The organism is Streptococcus dentapri, assembly GCF_042649885.1.
GTDB lineage: Bacteria > Bacillota > Bacilli > Lactobacillales > Streptococcaceae > Streptococcus > Streptococcus dentapri.
Window position 1 is genome coordinate 1 of sequence record NZ_JBHSAC010000020.1, and the last position, 20,872, is coordinate 20,872.

The following is a 20,872-nucleotide window of genomic DNA, read 5'->3' on the forward strand; positions in this document are numbered from 1 at the left end:
TCCGCTATAATGCCGTTCTTGTCGACCAGATTGCCGTTTTTATCAAATCGCCATTCCGAGAGACTGTGATCTTCTGAAATAGCGCCATTTTGCCTATCCACATAGATAGCTGTTTCCGTCTCATTGCCGGTAATATTCCCAATACCATCATGGGGATTGCGGTAATTGCGAAACTGCTCACGGTGTTTCTGCATATATTTGATTTCTTTATCCGAGAGCAGGTTGTGGATATCAGGTCCATTAAAGCCGACATTCTTATAGCCTTGGTGCAAGGCCACATACATGGCCAGAGATTCTCCGAGAGAATGGCCTGTAGTGGTGATTTTGGCTTTGGGGTATTCTTTTTCAACTTCCTTGGCAAAGTCTTGGGCGGTGCGGAACTGGGAATCAGTTACAGAAGCAGAATTTAATCCTGTACGCATTTGTAACTTGTCTCTTCCCAGTCCAATAGATTGAGCATCGGTTTCGAGATCTTTAGGATCACCTGCATTCGTCCCCGCATAAGCGATAACGACTTGGCTGGTATCTACATTGCCGTCCTTATCCACAGGTGCTACAGCCATAGCCTGCATGCCATTGTCTGTGTTGTCTTCAACTTTTAGGACTTTGAATTATCCGAGAGCTTTATTTTGGGGATTATAGTTATATAACTCACCTTCTTCTGGATGGTATCTGACATCTTCTCTGTCCTCTTCGACCCAGTAGGACTGTTCTGCCAGCCATTTATACTGTTCATCTGTAATTGACATATCCCTACTCCTCTAAATATGTAATTTCTATCTGTGAAATATCAATTTTATATTCTTTATCGAGTGTTTTTTTCTTTTCTAATTCCCTAAATCTGTTTATAGGATTGAGCCCCAGAATACCATCAGATTGGCTAAATTCCTCCTTTTCATTTATCGAAATAGTTGTCTCGTAATTCTTATTACTATTTAATCTGAAGGATAAAAGATACATGCCTGTACTTTTATCTTTGCTAAAAGAAATAAAGTCCACAGCATGAACATCATACCCACGCGCAATCCACCTTACCACATTATCCTGCTGTTCCTTCGTTAAAGTTTCTTCTTTATCTCCAAACATACGACATCCTCCTAACATCACTAATATTCCAACTGCACCTAGTGCTAATAACGTTTTCCATTTCTTCATGAATACCTCCTTTGTTATCATATAAGCCAAACCAGCTACACCTTAACTGGCTGGGATTATATGATAACAAAGATTACCATCCTGATCAAATCGCCATTCCGAGAGACTGTGATCTTCTGAAATAGCGCCATTTTGCCTATCTACATAGATAGCTGTTTCCGTCTCATTGCCGGTAATATTCCCAACACCATCATGGGGATTGCGGTAATTGCGAAACTGCTCACGGTGTTTCTGCATATATTTGATTTCTTTATCTGAGAGCAGGTTGTGGATATCAGGTCCATTAAAGCCGACATTCTTATAGCCTTGGTGCAAGGCCACATACATGGCCAGAGATTCTCCGAGAGAATGGCCTGTAGTGGTGATTTTGGCTTTGGGGTATTCTTTTTCAACTTCCTTGGCAAAGTCTTGGGCGGTGCGGAACTGGGAATCAGTTACAGAAGCAGAATTTAATCCTGTACGCATTTGTAACTTGTCTCTTCCCAGTCCAATAGATTGAGCATCGGTTTCGAGATCTTTAGGATCACCTGCATTCGTCCCGGCATAGGCAATTACCACTTGGCTGGTATCCACATTGCCGTCCTTATCAACCGGCGCCACCGCCATAGCCTGCATGCCGTTATCTGTATTGTCTTCAACCTTGAGGACTTGGTATTTGTCTCCGCCAGACTTAAATGTATCATTCTTGATTATTGTATGAGCTTCTTTACCATCCTCAACAGCATAAACTCTATCTGCTATATCTCTATAATTTTGTTCTGTCACTGCCATTTCATTCCTCCAAGTAAGTGATATGAACATCACTGACTGTAACATTATTATCTACATTAGATTTTTCCTGAAGTTTAAAAGTTTTGGGATTCCAACTCGGAACATAAGAATCCACATCATCTATATCATAAAATGTAATAGATAACTTACTACTGTTGTTAATACTTAAATAAACTGTCTCAGAACCCGTTGTTTTATTTTGACTAATATCCTCAAATTTCACTTTATGAATACCCTCATAGTTTGCAACCAGATATTGCACTATCTTGTCCTGATTACGCTTATTATATTTAAGTACTTTTTCATCTGTAAAAGGGTTAGTCATCCCTCCAAGTAGATTAAACATTGCTATACCTCCTCCTATTAAAACGACTGTGATTCCTAATGGAATTAACAACTTTTTCCATCTCTTCATGAATACCTCCTTTGTTATCATATAAGCCAAACCAGCTACACCTTAACTGGCTGGAGTTATATGATAATAGAGGTTGCCATGCCAAGAGACTGCACATCAGTCGCAATATCATCAGGATCAGATTTGTTCGTCCCCACATAGGCAATCACCACTTGGCTGGTATTCACATGGCCGTCCTTATCAACCGGTGCTACAGCCATAGCCTGCATGCCATTATCTGTGTTGTCTTTAACCTTGAGGACTTGGTATTTGCCGCCTAAAATTTCTTTCCCCTCTGATAACGGAACTTTAACTTTTGATGAATCAACATTATAGGCAGCGTTGGCGATTTTATTATAATCTTGTTCTGTAACCATGCTAGTTATTTACTCCTTTATATAGATAATCTTAATATTTCCTATATTACCAACTTGATTATCTTCTGGGAGAACTCTTATTTCACCCGAATCATATCCTTCCCCTTCTAGCTCTCCACCAAGTTGTTTTTCACTAAATGAAATATAATATTTATCATTTATTTTGTGGTAATTCTCCAGTAACCGGTCATTTCATTTTTCTGAAACTCTATAATCTCTATTGATTTTATGCTATCACCATTTGTTAATTCATAATGTTCAACCAGATATTGAGCCATCCTATCCTGTTCCTGTTTATACTTTGGCTCTCTTTCACCTGTAAAGGGATTAATCGTTGCTATTCCTCCTATCACTAAAACTGCTGTGATTCCTAATAAAACTATCAACTTCTTTTTTAATGTCATAAACTCTCCTTGTGTCACATTATCAAGTAAGAACTTTTCTTACCTCATAGAATATCATAAGGAGTAGTCTTTTGTCGAATAGGTTTCCATAGTGGAGTTCGTCCCGGCATAGGCAATTACCACTTGGCTGGTATCCACATTGCCGTCCTTATCCATCGGTGCTACCGCCATGGCCTGCATGACGTTGGCGGTGTTGTCTTTGACTTTGAGGGCTTGGTGTTTCTCTCCAGCATCTAAACTATCCACTTTGATAGAATTTTTCAATTTCATAAATTTGCTTAAGGGTCGAGTCCCAAAGCAGCCTCAGATTGGCTAGATTCTTCCTTTTCGTTTGCCGAAATAGTTGAATTTTTATTCCTGATAATTGCAAGAATAAGCACAACAACCTCGCTCCTTCTGAAATGAGGAACAAGGCCCCTGCTTAAAATTTTTATTATCTCATTGTCCATTTGACAGGAGGTACCGTCGTTCTCTCTAGATATTAACTTTTTAGCAATCCACCGCAGTTAATAAAGAATTAATAAAAAATAAATATGGGACAAAAGTCCAGCTTCAAATATAAAAAGCGAACAAAACTAGTTTTCTGACGCTCAGAATCCTGTTTTGTTCACTTTTTGTGTTTTATTTATCAAGTTCGAAAATTTGATGACAAAAATCTCAAAAATCAAAATCTTTTTGTCTCAGCCTCTTTTTATATTTAATTAGATTTAGAAGCTAAATTATAGGTCTTACCATCATCCTCTGATGCAAAGGTTAATGAAACATTGTCAAGATGAGAATCATCAGCATCATAGTCAGAATAAGATACGAAAAGTTTATACTCAATTTTATCATTCGTATCATATAAACTTATGGTATACCATGCTGATGTTGGATTGCCATATTTTTCATGAATTTCAGACCATTTAGTGCCCCCACTCCCCGTAGAACTATCTCCTGTTTTCAGATTATCATAATCCGACTGTTTCCAGTTTGATTTGTAGTCACTATTGGTAGTAATATCATCAGCGTTCAATCTTCCATAAACACTTTTAAGAATAAACGTTCCATCATATTCTTTTTCAAAATAAGCAACAACAGAATTTGCATCTTCACCTTTATAAATAAGCGTTAAATCATCTTCTGTAATTTCAGCATCGGAAGCTTTGCCGTGTTTCTCAATGACGTCTGAAACACTATCTGAGTCAATTTTTAATTCCTTGAAGTCATTTTTCTTCCACTCAAATTTATATTTTTTATCAATATAGTCATTTTCATTTGTGCTGTTGTCCTTAACTTTATATTTAGAACTCTTGCTGGAAGCTGTTGTTTTATTATCTGATGGTTTTGCTGAAGAATTGACAAAGATTGCAAGGCTGCTAGTGATAATGGCAAGTACTGCAACAACTAAAGCGATGATGAAGAAGAGCTTTTTACCCTTAAGATTCAAGATGAATAAGACGCCGGCAAAAATTAAACTGAGAACCGAAAGTCCTGCAAACAATGGGGCAGATATCACAAAAGATAAGGCTGCAAAAACAAGGGATACTACGATTGAGACGATCGGTAGAATTATTTCTATGACTAAACCAGTCTTATTAACCTTCGTATTAGGGGTCATTCCTTGCACTTGTCCTGACATAGCAGGATTTGGTTGGAAAACAGCTTGTCCCGACATTTGAGGAATATTGGGTTGGTGCTGGGCAGCAGCGTCTCCCTGATTCACTCCTTGTGGGGCACCGGAGGCAGTTTGTGGATAAACTGCAGCATTTTGTCCATCTGCAACTTGTTCTGGAACTGTAAATTCTTGGTCCTGGAATTTCCCTGTAAATGCTTTATTACCAGCAGATTGAGGCTGTTCAGCAGTTTGCTCTGACTGAGAAGCTATAGGCGCCTCATTATCTACAGGATTTTGAAGAGGGAGGTCTTGATTTGGAACCTGTCCTGTGGGCTGTTGTGCTCCGAGCCTCGATTCACTGGCAACATCTTGGGAGTTTTGTTCAGATCCAATTGCTGTTTCTTGAGCTTGTTGAGACTGCTGGGCAACCGGCTTAGAAGCTGGTGTTGTTGGCTGAGCTTCCGAAACCGATACTGCTGTACTTTGCTGATCTGCCGTTTGAGCGGCAGACCCCGCATTTGTAATCGAAGCGATCTGCGCTGGATCAAAATTTGTATTCTTACCTTGCATAAATTCGTTCGCAGTCGGTTTGCGACCTGTAACGGATTCAAATAACTTTGCCCAATTTTTACCAGTATTAGCAGTATTATCTGCTGACTGATTGGTTTCAGGCACAATTAGAGTTGTATCAAAGCCGTTTGCCATCGCTTCCGCGTATTCGGCAGCGCTTGGCTTGCGGCCTGTTACTGACTCAAATAAGTTTACCCACTCTTTTTTTGTTGCCATAATGGCCTCCTTTTTAATAATTGTAGTGATTACAAGATGTCTTCTTATTTTAGCATGTTATGATTTACCTTGTAAAGCTATCTTAAGCTGAATCAGCTGCTTGATCCACATTTTCCTGAGGCTGTTCTTCCGATTGTTCCGGATTGTCCTGCGAAGAATTTTCAGTTTCTGGATTTTGATTCTGATTGCCATCTTCTGATTGCTCTTGTGTTTCTTCTGTAGAGTCATCATTATTATCATCATTTGTGGCGTAAATGCCAACTTCCATATCAATGATATGATTATCCCTGAGCTTGGATTTGATATCATCATAATAAATTAACTTCCGATCAATGTCTGACAGCGGCACGCGCACCGTGTTGCCATCTTGCATCTCCAAATTAAGGAGATCCGGCGTTACTTTTGACCCTGCCAGTGTGATAACCTTGATTTCCGAGATGAGCTTTTGATCCATTTTGGTTAATTTCTTGATTAGAGTGGAGAGGTACTTGCCGTTATCAATATTGATTGTAGTAAATTTCTCTGGTAAATCACTGCTTTGGACACTATCTAGACGTCTTCCATTTTCTAAAATAGGAACATAGCCTTGGTCCGTCTGAGCATAGGCGACAATGTTATATTCCTTGACCCCAATAGTAAAGGTAAAAGGAAACTTATAATTGACCTTGGCTGACTTGACCCATACATCTCTCTTTTCAACCGCTCTAGCAATATTACCGCTATTGAAGACTGTAGAAAAAGTGTATTGGTCATCTGTCAAGCCCGAGGCCTTGAGAACCGAATCACTAGTCGTATGATTGACTCCTTCAACTGAGACATGCTTTATTTTACTAGCCGGTGTCATCAAATAAAGGGCGAATAAAATTCCTAAAATTGCTGGCACTAAAATACTGATCAGACGACGCTTAAATTTGGTTGACTTAGGCTTAACCTTTTTTTTGACTTGCAGTTTCTGTTTGGTAGCAGACTTAGGCTTGACCTTTTTCCCTCCAGACTTGGATTTGGCAGATGAAGTGGATTTTTTCCCTTTCTTATCGGGCTCTTCTTGCTCTTTGTTTAAATCTTTTCCCTGGATACGCTCACGTTTTTTAGCAACCAATTCTTTTTGCAGTTTTTCCTGCTCTTTTTTTTCTTTTTCTTTTTGTTTCAAGAAGTCCAAGTTACGCTTTTGCCATTCCGTCAGCTCCATCTTTTCTTCTTGTTCCTTTGGTGCTTTATCTTTTTTCTTAGCCAAAGTTCCCTCCTATTTTTTCTGGGAGATAGCCGAGCTTAAAAGCTCATAAAAGGCATCCTGAGATGTCAGTTCACTTGTTGAAGCCATAGCTTGCTCATAAGTTTCATGATCAGCTAGTAACTGACTCAATTTAACCTTCAACTTTTCCAAGGTTAAATCGGCTTCAGCCAATTGTGGTGCATAGCCTTTTTTTTCAAAATAAGCCGCATTCTCCAACTGGTCTCCCCGACTAGCTTCTTTACCAAGCGGAACAATAATGTGCAGTTTCTGCATAGCTAAGAGTTCAAAAATCGTATTAGAACCACCTCGGGTAATGACAATATCGGCCAAATCCATCAAGGGTTGGTAGAGATCGGTCACATAGTCTATGCGGTAAAGGTTTTTGCTCAGACTATTGAGCGTTTTATCACCCGAAATATTAATAACATTATAGTCTGCCATCAAATCAGGATTATTGGTGATAAAATCATTAAAAACCTTGGCTCCAGCCGAACCACCGACAAAGAGTAGGGTTTGTAAACGACTATCAAACTGCTTCTTGATACGACTAATCTCTTTAGACTCTTCTTTTATTTCTTGTTGAGTAGCTACCTTGGTAATGGCTCCGACATGCTGAGCCTTACTCAGAGATTCTGCCTGCTCAAAGGTAGTGTACATGGTCGTCGCAAACTTATAGGCAATACGGTTGGCTAAGCCCATGGACAAATCAGACTCATGAACAAATACTGGTACACGCAAGACCTTAGCCGCAATCACCGGCGGAACTGAAACAAATCCTCCCTTAGAGAAAAGAGCTTGTGGTCTAATTCTAGAAATAATCATCAAGGATTGTAAGACGCCCCAAGCAACCTTAAAGAGATCCAGCATATTTTGAAAAGAAAAATAGCGGCGGAGTTTCCCGGTAGCAATACTATGAAAGGTAACGTCTAATCCCGATTGTAGCAGCTGTTCATGCTCAATCCCATGCTTGTCACCAATATAATGGACTTCCCAACCATCTTTTAGAAACTTAGGAATTAAAATCAAATTGAGAGTAACATGACCGACGGTTCCTCCACCTGTAAAGACAATCTTTTTAGCCATGTTTATTCTCCTTTGAGCGCTTCAAAAGCTGCGATAAATTCATCACCACGGACTTCAAAGTTCCTATACATATCCCAGCTAGCATTGGCTGGACTGAGTAGGACAACATCTCCAGCCAGTGCTTCTCTAAAAGCTATCTGAGTCGCCTCTTGGATATCCTTGGCATCAAGGTAATCAACCCCAGCTTTGTCGGCTGCACGTTTAACCCGAGGAGCGGATTCTCCCAGAATGACCATCTTTTTAAGTCCAATCAAATCTGGAACCAGCTCATCAAATTCATTACCACGGTCCAGACCACCAGCAATTAAAATTACCTTGCTGTTATCAAAACCAGATAGAGCCTTTTGGGTTGCCAAGATATTGGTTGACTTACTATCATTGTAAAACTGCACATCATCAATTTGACCCAAAGATTGAAGACGGTGCTTAACTCCACCAAAATGAGACAGGGTCTCTGCAATCACATCATTAGAAATACCTAATAATTTAGCAACAGCAATCGTAGCTAGAGCATTTTCAATATTGTGACTGCCAGGAACTCCTATGTTATCTGCTGCCATGACAGCCTCGCCCTTGAAATAAAGATTGCCATCTGATAAATAAGCTCCATCCACTTCTTCACGCGTTGAAAATGGAACAAGAGTAGCTTGTGTCTTATTGGCTAATTCTTTGGCTAGATCCTGATTGAAATTCAATACCAAATAATCATCAGTAGTCATATTATTTTGCAGGTTCCATTTAGCTGCTACATAGTCTTCAAAAGAACCGTGATAGTCAATGTGGGTGGGCATCAAATTGGTAATAACAGCAATATGAGGGTGGAAACGATCAATTCCCATCAGTTGGAAGGAAGAAAGCTCCATCACTAGCTTATCTTTTTCACTTGCTGTCATTGCTACTTCTGAGGCTGGAAAGCCAATATTCCCCGACAGAAGCCCTGATTGACCGGCATCATTGAGGACATCCGCAATCATAGTGGTTGTGGTGGTCTTTCCGTTAGAACCTGTGATACCAATTATCGGACTTTCAGAGATGCAATAGGCTAGCTCTACCTCGGTATAAACAGGAATTCCCTTATCCAAAGCCTTGGCTACCATCGGATTGGCATAAGGAATTCCTGGATTTTTAATCATATACTCAAAATCTTCATCCAAGAGTTCCAAAGGATGCGAACCGCAGATAACTTTGATTCCCTCTTCGAGCAAGGCCTGAGCTGAAGGATTTTCTTCAAAAGGTTTGCTGTCATTAACAGTAACGATGGCTCCTAATTTTGATAAAAGGCGGGCTGCTGCCTCACCTGAACGAGCCAAGCCTAGCACCAATACTTTTTTATTTTCAAAGTCTTTAATTGCTTTCATTATCTATCCCATTCTAACCTGTTATAGTCCCTCTTATTTTACCCTTAATCGCCCTCTTTTTCAAGATAAAGGGCAGAAAAGAAAAAAGCAGAAGGCAGACTCCTAAAATCCTTCTTAGGGTCTGCATCCCGCTTCTTGCATCAGGACCTGAAATGATGGATTAAATAATCTTTCAGTCCAACGATATAACGACTGTGTTTATTAGGCTTAGCCGATAATTTGAGAATGTCTTTTAAGCTGTAATAGGCCAAACCAATCATGGCTATTGAGACAAAAACCTCGGGCGGCGATTGGAGCAAGCGAACAAAGCCCATTACTGATAAGACCAGCAAAACCGCTATAATAGCCATGGTTGTGATCATATTCATGGTGTTTTTAACCGTTTTGGGAGCCGCAAAGAAATAATAAAGTGCAATTAGAATTGCAACGATAAAGTAAAACATTGAAGCTCCTTTCTAGATTCTGTTGGTTTAGCTGCTTATTCAGCTGATTTTTTCTTTTTATTAGCTTTATCACGCGCAGCCTTGTTGAGGATTTGCTTACGCAGGCGAATAGATTCTGGGGTTACTTCCATGTATTCATCATCGTTCAAGAATTCGAGTGATTCTTCCAAGGTCAGAATACGCGGCGTTTTGATAACAGCTGTTTGGTCCTTGGTTGCTGAGCGGACGTTGGTCATCTGTTTAGCGGTTGTGATGTTGACACCTAAATCATTGTCCCGAGCATTTTCCCCAACAATCATGCCTTCGTAAACTTCTGTGCCTGGGTTGACAAAGATGGTACCACGTTCTTCAATACGCATGATGGAATAGGTCGTTGCCTTACCATTTTCAATAGAAACAAGAGCCCCACGATGGCGGCCTGAAATTTCACCAGGAACAACTGGCATGTATTGGTCAAAGGTGTGGTTCATGATACCATAACCGCGAGTCATTGATAGAAATTCGGTAGAGTAACCAATCAAGCCTCTAGATGGTACTGAGAAAATCAAACGGGTTTGACCATTACCAACGACTTGCATATCAAGCATGTCACCCTTACGCTCTGACAGGCTTTGGATAACTGCTCCTTGGTATTCTTCTGGCGTATCGATTTGAACACGTTCAAAAGGCTCCATTTTAATGCCATCAACTTCTTTAACAATAACCTCTGGACGTGATACCTGTAGCTCATAGCCCTCACGACGCATGGTTTCAATTAGGATGGATAAGTGAAGCTCACCACGTCCTGAAACGATCCATTTATCAGGGGAATCTGTCGGGTCAACACGTAGAGAAACATCCGTTTGGAGCTCTGCCAAAAGACGTTCTTCAACCTTGCGTGAGGTCACCCATTTCCCTTCACGACCAGCAAATGGTGAATTATTTACCAAGAAGGTCATTTGCAGGGTAGGCTCATCAATACGAAGCACTGGCAATGGTTCAATAGCATCTGTCGGAGTAATTGTTTCTCCGACAAAAATGTCTTCCATTCCTGAAACAGCAATCAAGTCACCTGCCTTAGCTTCCTGAATTTCACGGCGCTCAAGACCAAAGAAACCAAAGAGCTTCGTTATGCGAAAATTCTTAGTTGTACCATCCAGTTTAGAGAGAGTAACATTATCGCCAACTTTGATAGAACCACGGAAAACACGTCCAATACCAATACGGCCAACAAAATCATTGTAGTCCAGCAGCGACACTTGGAACTGCAAAGGCTCGTCTGAATTATCAACAGGTGCAGGAATATGGTCGATAATAGTATCAAAAATCGGTGCCATGGTATGCTCTTGATCAGCAGGATTATCTGACAGTGAAGAGGTCCCGTTGATGGCCGAAGCGTAGACAACTGGAAATTCCAACTGATCGTCATCTGCTCCCAATTCGATAAAGAGTTCGAGAACTTCATCAACTACTTCTTCTGGTCGAGCTGACGGTTTATCGATTTTATTGACAACAACAATTGGAGTCAGGTTTTGCTCCAGCGCTTTTTTCAAAACAAAACGAGTCTGAGGCATGGTTCCTTCGTAAGCATCGACAACCAATACAACACCGTCGACCATTTTCATGATACGCTCTACTTCACCACCAAAATCAGCGTGCCCTGGGGTATCCATGATATTGATACGGACATTATTGTAAGCAACAGCTGTATTTTTGGCAAGAATCGTAATACCGCGCTCTTTTTCCAAGTCGTTAGAGTCCATGGCACGTTCATCAAGCTCCTTGCGCTCATCAAGCGTGTGGGACTGTTTCAAAAGTTCATCAACAAGGGTTGTTTTCCCGTGGTCAACGTGGGCGATAATAGCGACATTACGAATATCTTCTCTAAGTTTTGTCATGATTTCCTCTGTTTCATTCTATAATATTTCAACTTTTTCATTGTATCACAATTTCCCTTAAAAATCAGAAAGCCGTACATGTAAACGTTTTTAAGCTAAAAAGTCTTGTTGACACAAGCAGCCTCATTTTTAAGTGTCGGAGACCAAGTAAAGAGATTTTTACTATCTATAATGAAGACAAGCACAAGCTCAGAGGAAAAGAGCGATGACCGATACAGACAAACTCATGCTCTATAAACTCATGCCCAATTAACCCCCGAAAGGATACCGAATACCATTCGCAATATGCAAAAAAAGCATACCAAGGTCGGTGGCTACAACCTCATCGTCTGTGCCATGGATACGGAAAGGACGCTCCTTGTTCTATACCCTTTCCTCTCACCTTTAAAACTGATCAACTGGCTGATTACTATGCCGACTGGGAATTACTCGAATGTAACGAGAACTTCGGTTATCTCCACCGATGTGATAGAGAGGGTAATCCTATCCGCCTATGCTTTGCGGCCACGCTAGTTAGAAAAATCAAGTAAGATTAAAGACTATATAGAAAAGAAAGTGGACCAAAATCGATAAATTGTGATAAAATCGCAATTTCGATTCTGTCGCCCTGCTTTTTTCTGCACAGCTGATTAGCTTGACTGCTATCACTTACCTAGCAAGGAATAAGGACTGCCAATCAATCCTTTCTCGTTAATCTGGTAAAGCTAGGGTAAAACAAAGAAGGCCAGACTTTTATTCTAGCCTCTTTTTTCTGATAAAGTAATATTCTAGCACAACACATATCTCGAAAAAATAAGTATATCCTTTCATCCATTCAGATGTACACCTTTTGCAACCAAATCTTCCAATTCCTGCAAGCGTTCTTCAAATACGGCAAAGGCTGAGTCCAGATAGTCCGACTTTGTCATATCGAGACCAGCTTTGGCAATGACTTCCAAGGGATAGTCAGAACTTCCTGCTTTAAGGTAATGCAGATAAGCTTCCTTGTCCGCTTGACTACCATGACTAATTTTTGGGGCGAGATAACTGGCTGCCGCAAAACCTGTAGCGTACTGATAAACATAATAATTGTAGTAGAAATGAGGAATGCGAGCCCACTCATACTGGATTTCAGGATTATCTTCCTTAGAGAGACCGTAATAGGTTTCATTTAAATCCGCATAAAGGTTATTGAGGTATTGGCTGGTCAGTACTTCTCCATTAGCATCTGCTTCATGGATCTGCTGTTCAAATTCTGCAAAATGTGTCTGACGAAAAACAGTTCCCTTGAAGCTGTCCAGATAGTGATTCAATAGAGCAAAACGCTCCTTATCATCAGCAGCCTCCTTGAGCAGGGTTTCTGTCATAATATTTTCATTAGTCGTTGAAGCAATTTCCGCCAAGAAAATACCATAATCAGCGTAGACGTAAGGCTGATTTTCTCTGGTAAAGGTCGAATGCATACTGTGACCTGTTTCGTGGACCAGCGTATAGAGATTATCCAGCGTATCTTGCCAGTTAAGCAGCATGAAGGCATTGGTATCGTAAGAACCACCTGAATAAGCTCCTGAGCGCTTGCCCTTATTGACATGAACATCAATCCAACGCTCGTTAAAGGCACGCTTGACGCGCTCAGAATAATCTCTACCATAAACAGCTAGCACTTCTTGGGCTTTTGTCAAGGCCTGCTCATAGTTAAAAGACAGATCCTTATGCGAGAGGGGCGCATAAACATCATACATTTTAAGATCTGACAGACCAAGTATCTCCTGCCGTAATTTTATATAACGATGAAGCAGGGGAAGATGCCTGTGAACCGCTGTTACCAAAATATCATAGACCCGTTCTGGAATATGGTTGCCGGCCATTGCCGCCTGACGGGCGGAGGTATAATGTCGGGTCTTGGCCGAAAAATTATGACTCTTAACTGTCGTCTGTAAGGTCTTGGCATAGGTATGTTGGAACTGCTCATAGAGACTATAATAAGCTTCATAAACTTTTTTTCTCAAGTCTCTGTCTGATGATTCTAAAAGGGTAATAAAGTTTCCGTGCGTAATTTCCACTTCTTTTCCCTTATTGTCTGTAATGATTGGGAAACGGATATCTGCATTATCTAAAATTTCAAACGTTTCACTGGCAGAACCGAGAATCTCTCGAGCATTGGCTAAGAGCTCCTCTTCTATCTGTGAGAGAACATGATCCTTCTGGCTGAAAATCTGTTCAAAGAAATGATGGTAGCCTTTCAACTTTTCTTCTGATTGGGTAAACTCTTGGAATTTTTCCTCACCCAGAGCTAAGACCTCTGGTTCAAAGAAGGCAAAAGCTTCACCATACTTAGCATAGAGGTTTACCGCCTTGGATTCTAACTCTTGATAATAGCTAACTGTGGTGTCTTGGTCGTTCTTCATGGAAGCATAGACATAGAGCTTCTCCAGACGACGAGAAAGAGCTAAATAACTTTCAGTTACCTCAAGAAGTTTCTGAGCGGACTTGTCAAGGAGGCCTGATAAATCTTTAGCTTCTGCAACAGCTTGACTAAGATCCGCAAACTCCTCCTTCCAAGCTTGGTCTGTCGGGAAAACAGTCCTCAGATCCCACTGATACTTTTCATCAATATGAGCACGATTGTCTGACATAGGCCTTTCTAAACTTCTGCTAGCTAACTCTTAAAGCTGGTAGGAGTTTTCCTTTCTTTGTATTTTAATGTTTTTATTTTACCATAAAAGGCTGGAGGATAAAGGATTTGTTCCTTCTTGTCTTTGACCTTGTTGTAGAATTGCTCAAATCGTTGATAGAATGAAGATAAATTCTGTTGGATCTGGCAAAAAGGACCTTGAGGCGGTCTCAGCTGAGGATAAAAATCTTCCACCGACTTGGTTAGCAGATTATCGCCTCTTTGATAAGCCGCTTCTTGTTGCTTCAACCATTTAGGATTTTGGAAATAGAGCTGGCACTGAATATAGCGCAGAAGCTGCTGATCCATTGCCACCCTGTAAGAAACCATGGTCTGCTTCACAAAGGGTTGACGCAGAAAAGCTAATAAATCTCCTGTAAAGTGACATTCCTTAGCCAAGTAATGCACCCGTCCATGCCAGTCTTCGTAAATCAAATATTTTAATCGTAGGCATTGTCGATCCAAGTCCAATTCCCAGAGATGAAAACCCATATTATCTGAAAAATAAAGAAAGTCTCGCTGCAAGTCACTCAGAGACTTATCCAGCCAAAGTTTTCTCCCCAGCAACCACCTAACTTGATAGCCCTGCTTGTGATAATCCCTGGTCCGCTCCCGTAAACGCTGATTGGACAGACGACTACACTGCACCTCCAAGGCTAACTTATCCTCTACTAACAAATCCGCTATCTGCTGAATCTCAGGCAAAGACTGTTCCACTCTAACCTTACAATTCCTAGAAAGACTCCTGTAAAGTTCTGTTTTGAGACCTAAATGTTCTGGACCTTCATTTTCACTAAAAGACTGGCAATCTTTTAAATTGATATGGGCAAAATGCGGTCGCATGACTGAGCCATTTTTCAAACGAACCTCAGCCCCACAAGCCGGACAGGTAAAATGTTGACGCTCAGGAATAGTCACCGCTAAATTCACCAAACATCCCTTTTCATCAAGTGCTGATAACATAAACCACCTCTCACTAAATGATTCGAAAAAAATAAATGAAATTACTCTGTTCTTCCTTTGAATCTAAAAATCTCATTCGCTCTTACTAATCCTTGCTAAAACGTTTACAATATGGAAAAAATCTAGGGAGATCCTAATGAACAAGACAATTATTTTTGATATGGATGGCGTAATTGTAGATTCGGAATATGTCTTTTTATCCACCAAAACCCAAATGCTGCTAGATCGTGGCATTAATACTGATGAATCTTATCAGTATCAATTTATGGGAACCACTTTTGATGATATGTGGCAAACCATGAAGGTGGAAAATGGACTAACAGAGAGCGTTGAGGATTTGATTAAAGAGATGAACCAGCGCAGGAAAGCCTTGATTAAACGCGATGGAGTCAAACCATCAAAGGCGTCCAGAATTTAGCAAAGTTTCTCAGATAAAAGGGCTTCCATCTAGGATTTGCCTCTTCTTCACCCAAGGAAGATATTCTCACTAATCTTGAAGCTCTGGATCTAGCAGATGATTTCGAAGTCAAAATCAGTGGCGAAGAAGTGGTTCATTCTAAGCCTGAGCCAGATATCTTTTTGAAGACTTCCCGACTGCTAGGAGCTGTTCCTGAGGACTGTATTGTTTTTGAGGACACAAAAAATGGCAGCCTTGCTGCTAAAGCTGCTGGTATGTACTGTATCGGTTTTACCAACCCTGACTATCTCGCTCAAGACCTAAGCGTCTGTGATCAAGTGGTCAACGATTATCAAGATATTTATTCATTTTTTGAAAAGTAAGGAAAAAGCCTGTCACTCCTACATCTAAAGGAGACAGGCTTTTTATGTGGAATCAAGATCTCATCTGACTTAGCTTATCCTTTGTAATGTTATAGGCCTCATAAAAATGCGGGGCAGAGATAGCTTGAGCTTTGCCACTATCATAGAGACACTGACAAACAAAAAGCAAATCGCTAAGATTATTATGGAGGGTAATAATCTTTCTGGTTAGCACCTTTTTAGCAAACATGCGTTTCATTAGTGGGACAGATAAGAAGGTCGGTATCTTGTAAGGTAGGAGTTCATTTGCATAGTTTCTGAGAATGACACCACGCGCCGCCACAATACGTGATGTCTCACGAATAGCTATAACCGCTTCTCTCAGAGCTTTTGAAGAAGCAATTGCCTGTTCAACTGAAGCCGTTGTATTGGTCATATCCCCATATTTTCCAATAGCTGAAATAACCCCAGCATTGATGGCCATGTGCAACCAAATCCACTCCAGCATATCGTAGGGCTGCTCCAGTTTTATGGAACAGTCCTCAAAAAGCTGCACCAACTCCTGATAGTTAGGAATGGCTGCTTTCTCTTCTCTTTCTAGCATGAAATGATCAAAGACGCAGCAGGTCAATAGGTTATTTTTGATGTTTCCCCCAGCTACGGGATAACCCAAGATATAATTCCAACCTTGCATCATAGAATCTAGAGAGTCTTTGTCTTGCCAAATACCGCAGTTAACTAGAAGCGTACCAGAAATCCCACGTACTTCAAGATCAGCCAGAACCCCTGTGAGGCCTCCTTCCGGGATACTAATAAAAATAAAATCATAAGTCCTAGCTGTATATGATTTAATCCTATAAGAATCACGGATAGTACTCCCTTTGTCACTTATTCTACCATCCAAGAGTTCAACCGCAAGGCTCTTAATATCAGCTTTAGGGCTGTCCTTTCTGATAAGGTGTTCTACCTCATGACCAGCCTTTTCAAAAAGATGACCATAAGTGCTTCCAATAACGCCTAAACCAACAATCAAGATTTTCATTTGATGGCTCCTTTCCTAATCCTATTTTTTATATTCAAAACCTAGTTATTACAAACGTTTCCCTAATTCGGTCTTACGAAACAGCGCTTTGAGTTTCAAATCAAAGAGAGCAAGAACCAAGAAATACAGGACTAGCAAGCAAAGGAAGGCATAAACAAAGACGTAAAGATTAGTACTAAAAGGCAAATAATCCCGCGTCTGCAGAGACAGAACTTTAAGAATTTGCTTTACCGTGATAATACTAGGCCCAATCAAGACTAAAAAAGTTATCACTATCAACGGTAGATAAATATTGGTGAGCATGTGCTTGATTTCCTTAGGTAGATAACCCAGTTTACATAAATAAATAAAGTTCATCGTATTATCTTGGAAGTTTAACAAGAGAACCAGAAAAATGAGGAGGGAACCAAAAACAACACCCAAAACTTGGTTGATAACGGCACTTGTTCGATTGGACACATTGGCGTTTTGCAGTTCCTTAACATAATCCTCATAAGTCTCGACTTGCCCTTCATTGCTCTTAGTCTTCAACCGTTGGCTCCACAGACCGTTATAAGTTGTAGCACTCTGGTCGTTCAGTTCATTAAAATAGCTCCGTTCAAGGTAGATACTATTGGTATTCTCATTTGTTGCGATAGCTTTAATGGTCAAGGTTTTGGTGAAGTCCTTGGTCTGAATCCGAAACTTATCTCCCGCTTTAAGATTATAAAGTTCAGCCAAACGTGAATTAATAGCCACTTCGTCTTTTCTTAGTTGGATAATCCCATCCTCGGTTTGCAATTGAAAATAGGGACCTTCATCTAAAGCGACCAAATCCTGTTGACCAAGTTGTTTACTATTAACTGAGAGTTTAGCCTTTGTTTTAAAGAAATACTGATTGTCTGAACTTTTATCATCTAAACGCTGCTCTGGAAAGGTCACTTCATATTTATAACGGCGAGCAGCAGTTTGTAATTGATAGACGTGCGAACTGCTTAAATGCAGAGAAAAGCTCATCACCACTAGCACTAAAAAACTGTAGATAGAAACCAGAACAAGCAAGAGACTAAAAGGATTTCTAAGGGCCAGCTTACTGGAAGAAGAATACTTAGCAGGGAAAAACTTAGTCGCTTTTTCGAGGAGACGCAAAACCTTAATGCTTCTCTTCTTCTGACCTTGCCCAGACAATAAATTGGTAACCTCTGCCTGACTGTAGAGACGAGTAGCTAGGTAGGTCATCAAGCAAAAAAGGAGAATAGGGAGAATAATCCCAATAAAAAGGCTAGACACCGAGAGCCCTCTAACTACAGACTGAATATGATAGGATATCTGATAATTAGTGAGCAAAATTTTGGAATAATAATAACCGACCGCCAATCCTATTACTAAACAGATAAGGCTGATAATAGTCGTAAGCGTTAAGTAAATAGCTGTAATCTGCCTCTTAGTAAAGCCTAAAGCGCGGTAAATTCCTAAATTTTGTCTGTTTAAATCAAAATTTTTTTATAAAACATAAAAAAAACAAAACAGGTAATTGCAAGGAGAAAGATCAAAAAAGAAGATGCTAAAATTTTATTGGAATTGAGAGCGGCTAAAAGAGCCTTCTCATCCTTACTTAAACTCCCCTTAGTAGACAACCAAGCTAAGTTTTTATCAATGGAGGCTTCCACAAAAAAATACATAAAGGAAGTCAAAAAAGTGAGAAGTCCTAAAACTAAAACATTTAATAGGTTCTTGCGAAAATAACCTAAGGATTGTTTATACATATTTTTCATCAGTCAATCCCCCAATTTACCTCGGATGGGAGAAGAGGTTGCTCATTGGTCTTATCCTGAACAATGTGACCATTCCCAAGCGTAACGACGCGGTCTGCCGTCAAAGCAACTTTGAGGTTGTGGGTTGCAAAAATAACCGTTAGGCTATAAAGTTTAGCAACCTCATGCAGGAGATTGACCACTTGCTTACTATTTTCTTCATCTAAGGCACCCGTAGCTTCATCACAAAAGAGCACTTTAGGTTTTTTGATAAGAGCGCGAGCGATGGCTACCCTTTGTTTTTGTCCCCCGGAAAGTTCATCAGGATAGTTGCCCAGCAAATCACTGATACCTAGTTTTGTCACAAGCTCATCAAAATCTAGATTATCCTGACCTCTACCTAGTTCAATATTTTCTCGCACAGTAAGCTCAGACAAGAGCATATAATCTTGGTAGATATTGCTTATTATATTCCTACGAATGGACGCAAGCTGTTTGTCTTTTAGCCGATTAATATCCTGCCCATCGAGTAAGACCGTTCCGGATGTTGGTCTTAGAAGACCCGACATGATATTGAGTAAGCTGGATTTCCCAGAGCCGCTTTGACCGAGCAAGACAGTGAAACTCTGGCTAGCAAAACTTAAATCAATGCTCTTGAGAACATGGTCATGTTCCGTATAGCACTTATCTACTTTATGGATTTCTAGGATGGCATTCATAATTTTACCTCTATGTTTTTTGACTTCAAAATAATTAATAGCGTTGACGTTTTTTGATCAGCAGATTGATTTCACGCGCTTCTTTATTAAGATAAAAGAGATCCAACCCTCGTGATAAGGCATACACGATAAGTCCCATCAGCAAAAGAATCCAGACACCAGTATTCCAGTTAAAGAGGGAACCTGCTAAAAAGAGGATAGCTTCAATGATAACCAAATCCAGTACAGCAGCCAAAAAGGAATCTAGCTCCCATTTTTGTCTTGTCAAGAGACTGACATGGATTAGGATATTAACCATCAAAACCTGAAAAATCGTTAGCAAAAGCAACCATTGGGCCTTGAAAAAAATGGCAATGAGGGCTAAAAGAATCACAGAAATACCTGTTGTTGCAAATATATTTGTCATTATTTTTTTCATTGATCTCCACCTCGCAAAGCTGCTTTTACGTCATTTAGATAACTACGATTTACCACGACCTTTTCACCATTCATTAAAGTGGCTTCCATCCGGCTATTGAAAAGTGGTCGCATACTCTCCAAAACATTAATATTGAGCAGACAAGCCTTGCTGATTTGGACGAAGCCGCTGCTGCTCAATTCATCTAGAAGCTGATAGAGCCGTAAATCTGTCTGATAAACCCTATCCGCCACATAAACAAAGGTCTTTTTATCCACACTTTCAATATAATAAATATCAGATACATTGACCAAATGCTTCACATCATCCTGATAACAGCTGAGCTGCCTATCTACCGTCTCTAAAAAAGAGAGAATCCGCTCAACCAGCTTGTCTTTCTGACCGTATTTAAGACAAATTTCTAATTCTTTATACTGGTCATCTTGTTCGATTCGTAATTTCATAGTGCCATTATAGCACAGCTTTCCCAGCAAAAAATCCTGCATCAACCAAGATGCAGAATTGAAGAACTGAGATACAATTTTAGATTAGGAATGCAGGAATTTTTCCACCTTAGTTGCCTGCTGATGAAGTAACCTAAGATTAAGTAACAAAAGAAAGAAAATGATAATCGTCAGCATCAGCAAAAGAATCCAGCTTATCGTCTGGGAAAAACAAAACACAATGATACTCAAAACAAGTAAAGGAAGCGTTAAGGCTGCAGTGAGACTGCCAGGTACCCAAGTCCGAAATTTGATAGCCTGACCGATATGAGAAAACAGATGAAAAGTATGCCCCAGTGTAATAGCTAAAACTAGCTCCGGCAGCTTAAAAAGAATACCTACCAGCAAAAGCAGACTAGCCAAAACAAATTCTTCCAAAATGAGGGCAGCTATTGTCTCCGCTGAAAGGTAATGCGCTCTGCCTGCAACAAATATCTCATTAGCAAACTTGGGATCATTCTTTTTCTTAGCAATCCATGGACAAACTAAAATAATCTCTTCAAACTCATGGATCATAAAAAGCGTTATAGCAATAAAAGCGAGTAAATCTGATGGCACTGCCCCCCTAACATGAGCCAGAAGAAAAACACTCCTGTTGAAATCTAGTAAACTAGAAACAGGAGT

21 protein-coding genes and 4 pseudogenes are annotated in these 20,872 nt (G+C 40.2%); 2 read left to right on the forward strand and 23 right to left on the reverse strand.

All coding sequences use genetic code 11. From position 1 onward, the window contains the following. The 14 genes and pseudogenes from ACFOSE_RS02250 to typA all read right to left on the reverse strand — a co-directional run. Window positions 1-611, reverse strand: a pseudogene (locus ACFOSE_RS02250) (DUF6792 domain-containing protein); the annotation flags it as partial. After that, complete coding sequence (locus tag ACFOSE_RS02255) at window positions 612-749, reverse strand: hypothetical protein (RefSeq protein WP_380429942.1); 138 nt, start codon at window positions 747-749, stop codon at window positions 612-614. It abuts the pseudogene before it with no gap. Window positions 750-753: 4 nt separating this feature from the next. Next, window positions 754-1,155 (reverse strand): hypothetical protein, encoded by a 402-nt coding sequence (locus ACFOSE_RS02260; protein WP_380429945.1) that lies wholly within the window; start codon window positions 1,153-1,155, stop codon window positions 754-756. Between the two features lie 42 nt (window positions 1,156-1,197). Beyond that, on the reverse strand, window positions 1,198-1,926 hold the full coding sequence (locus ACFOSE_RS02265) for a lipase family protein (protein WP_380429948.1): 729 nt from the start codon (window positions 1,924-1,926) through the stop codon (window positions 1,198-1,200). Window position 1,927: 1 nt separating this feature from the next. Continuing rightward, the gene (locus ACFOSE_RS02270; RefSeq protein ID WP_380429950.1) at window positions 1,928-2,341 is read right to left on the reverse strand and encodes a hypothetical protein; all 414 of its coding nucleotides are present in this window, start codon (window positions 2,339-2,341) and stop codon (window positions 1,928-1,930) included. Window positions 2,342-2,397: 56 nt separating this feature from the next. Beyond that, complete coding sequence (locus tag ACFOSE_RS02275; RefSeq protein ID WP_380429953.1) at window positions 2,398-2,697, reverse strand: hypothetical protein; 300 nt, start codon at window positions 2,695-2,697, stop codon at window positions 2,398-2,400. A 158-nt stretch (window positions 2,698-2,855) separates the two neighbouring features. After that, the gene (locus ACFOSE_RS02280; protein ID WP_380429956.1) at window positions 2,856-3,101 is read right to left on the reverse strand and encodes a hypothetical protein; all 246 of its coding nucleotides are present in this window, start codon (window positions 3,099-3,101) and stop codon (window positions 2,856-2,858) included. Between the two features lie 90 nt (window positions 3,102-3,191). Continuing rightward, window positions 3,192-3,311, reverse strand: a pseudogene (locus tag ACFOSE_RS02285) (triacylglycerol lipase); the annotation flags it as partial. 487 nt (window positions 3,312-3,798) lie between these two features. Then, window positions 3,799-5,484, reverse strand: a complete 1,686-nt coding sequence (locus ACFOSE_RS02290; RefSeq protein WP_380429959.1) for a hypothetical protein — start codon at window positions 5,482-5,484, stop codon at window positions 3,799-3,801. 82 nt (window positions 5,485-5,566) lie between these two features. Beyond that, complete coding sequence (locus ACFOSE_RS02295; protein ID WP_380429962.1) at window positions 5,567-6,718, reverse strand: cell division protein FtsQ/DivIB; 1,152 nt, start codon at window positions 6,716-6,718, stop codon at window positions 5,567-5,569. Window positions 6,719-6,727: 9 nt separating this feature from the next. Continuing rightward, complete coding sequence (locus ACFOSE_RS02300; protein WP_380429965.1) at window positions 6,728-7,801, reverse strand: UDP-N-acetylglucosamine--N-acetylmuramyl-(pentapeptide) pyrophosphoryl-undecaprenol N-acetylglucosamine transferase; 1,074 nt, start codon at window positions 7,799-7,801, stop codon at window positions 6,728-6,730. Window positions 7,802-7,803: 2 nt separating this feature from the next. After that, window positions 7,804-9,159 carry a UDP-N-acetylmuramoyl-L-alanine--D-glutamate ligase gene (gene murD / locus ACFOSE_RS02305; protein ID WP_380429968.1) on the reverse strand — a complete coding sequence of 452 codons (1,356 nt, stop codon included), beginning with the start codon at window positions 9,157-9,159 and terminating at the stop codon, window positions 7,804-7,806. 140 nt (window positions 9,160-9,299) lie between these two features. Then, on the reverse strand, window positions 9,300-9,602 hold the full coding sequence (locus ACFOSE_RS02310) for a DUF3165 family protein (RefSeq protein WP_380429971.1): 303 nt from the start codon (window positions 9,600-9,602) through the stop codon (window positions 9,300-9,302). A 35-nt stretch (window positions 9,603-9,637) separates the two neighbouring features. After that, window positions 9,638-11,479 carry a translational GTPase TypA gene (gene typA / locus ACFOSE_RS02315; RefSeq protein ID WP_380429974.1) on the reverse strand — a complete coding sequence of 614 codons (1,842 nt, stop codon included), beginning with the start codon at window positions 11,477-11,479 and terminating at the stop codon, window positions 9,638-9,640. Between the two features lie 249 nt (window positions 11,480-11,728). On the opposite strand from typA, the pseudogene ACFOSE_RS02320 reads away from it, so the two are divergent. After that, window positions 11,729-12,009, forward strand: a pseudogene (locus ACFOSE_RS02320) (tellurite resistance methyltransferase TehB); the annotation flags it as partial. 276 nt (window positions 12,010-12,285) lie between these two features. On the opposite strand, the gene pepF reads toward ACFOSE_RS02320, so the two are convergent. Together pepF and ACFOSE_RS02330 are read right to left on the reverse strand one after the other, a co-directional pair. Beyond that, the gene (gene pepF / locus ACFOSE_RS02325) at window positions 12,286-14,094 is read right to left on the reverse strand and encodes an oligoendopeptidase F (protein ID WP_380429977.1); all 1,809 of its coding nucleotides are present in this window, start codon (window positions 14,092-14,094) and stop codon (window positions 12,286-12,288) included. Between the two features lie 23 nt (window positions 14,095-14,117). Next, window positions 14,118-15,095, reverse strand: a complete 978-nt coding sequence (locus tag ACFOSE_RS02330) for a competence protein CoiA (RefSeq protein ID WP_380429980.1) — start codon at window positions 15,093-15,095, stop codon at window positions 14,118-14,120. Window positions 15,096-15,231: 136 nt separating this feature from the next. Here ACFOSE_RS02330 and ACFOSE_RS02335 point away from each other — a divergent pair. Beyond that, window positions 15,232-15,875: pseudogene (locus tag ACFOSE_RS02335) on the forward strand (HAD family hydrolase). A 52-nt stretch (window positions 15,876-15,927) separates the two neighbouring features. Here ACFOSE_RS02335 and ACFOSE_RS02340 read toward each other — a convergent pair. Genes ACFOSE_RS02340 through ACFOSE_RS02370 form a run of 7 tightly spaced genes read right to left on the reverse strand, consistent with a single transcriptional unit; the run spans window position 15,928 to window position 20,806 of the window. Beyond that, a complete protein-coding gene (locus tag ACFOSE_RS02340) occupies window positions 15,928-16,896 on the reverse strand; it encodes a ketopantoate reductase family protein (protein WP_380429982.1) in 969 nt (322 codons plus the stop codon). 48 nt (window positions 16,897-16,944) lie between these two features. Further along, entirely contained in the window at window positions 16,945-18,345 is a 1,401-nt protein-coding gene (locus tag ACFOSE_RS02345) for an FtsX-like permease family protein (RefSeq protein WP_380429996.1), read from the reverse strand. Window positions 18,346-18,362: 17 nt separating this feature from the next. Beyond that, a complete protein-coding gene (locus ACFOSE_RS02350; protein WP_380429985.1) occupies window positions 18,363-18,650 on the reverse strand; it encodes a hypothetical protein in 288 nt (95 codons plus the stop codon). Continuing rightward, complete coding sequence (locus tag ACFOSE_RS02355; RefSeq protein ID WP_380429987.1) at window positions 18,650-19,348, reverse strand: ABC transporter ATP-binding protein; 699 nt, start codon at window positions 19,346-19,348, stop codon at window positions 18,650-18,652. The genes ACFOSE_RS02350 and ACFOSE_RS02355 overlap by 1 nt, the downstream gene beginning before the upstream one ends. A gap of 34 nt (window positions 19,349-19,382) precedes the next feature. Next, the gene (locus ACFOSE_RS02360; RefSeq protein WP_380429990.1) at window positions 19,383-19,766 is read right to left on the reverse strand and encodes a hypothetical protein; all 384 of its coding nucleotides are present in this window, start codon (window positions 19,764-19,766) and stop codon (window positions 19,383-19,385) included. After that, window positions 19,763-20,251: a LytTR family DNA-binding domain-containing protein gene (locus ACFOSE_RS02365; protein WP_380429993.1), complete on the reverse strand. Its 489-nt coding sequence runs from the start codon at window positions 20,249-20,251 to the stop codon at window positions 19,763-19,765. Before ACFOSE_RS02365 ends, ACFOSE_RS02360 begins: the two co-directional genes overlap by 4 nt. A 42-nt stretch (window positions 20,252-20,293) precedes the next feature. Next, window positions 20,294-20,806, reverse strand: a complete 513-nt coding sequence (locus ACFOSE_RS02370) for an HXXEE domain-containing protein (protein ID WP_380429999.1) — start codon at window positions 20,804-20,806, stop codon at window positions 20,294-20,296. Between the last annotated feature and the right edge of the window lie 66 nt (window positions 20,807-20,872).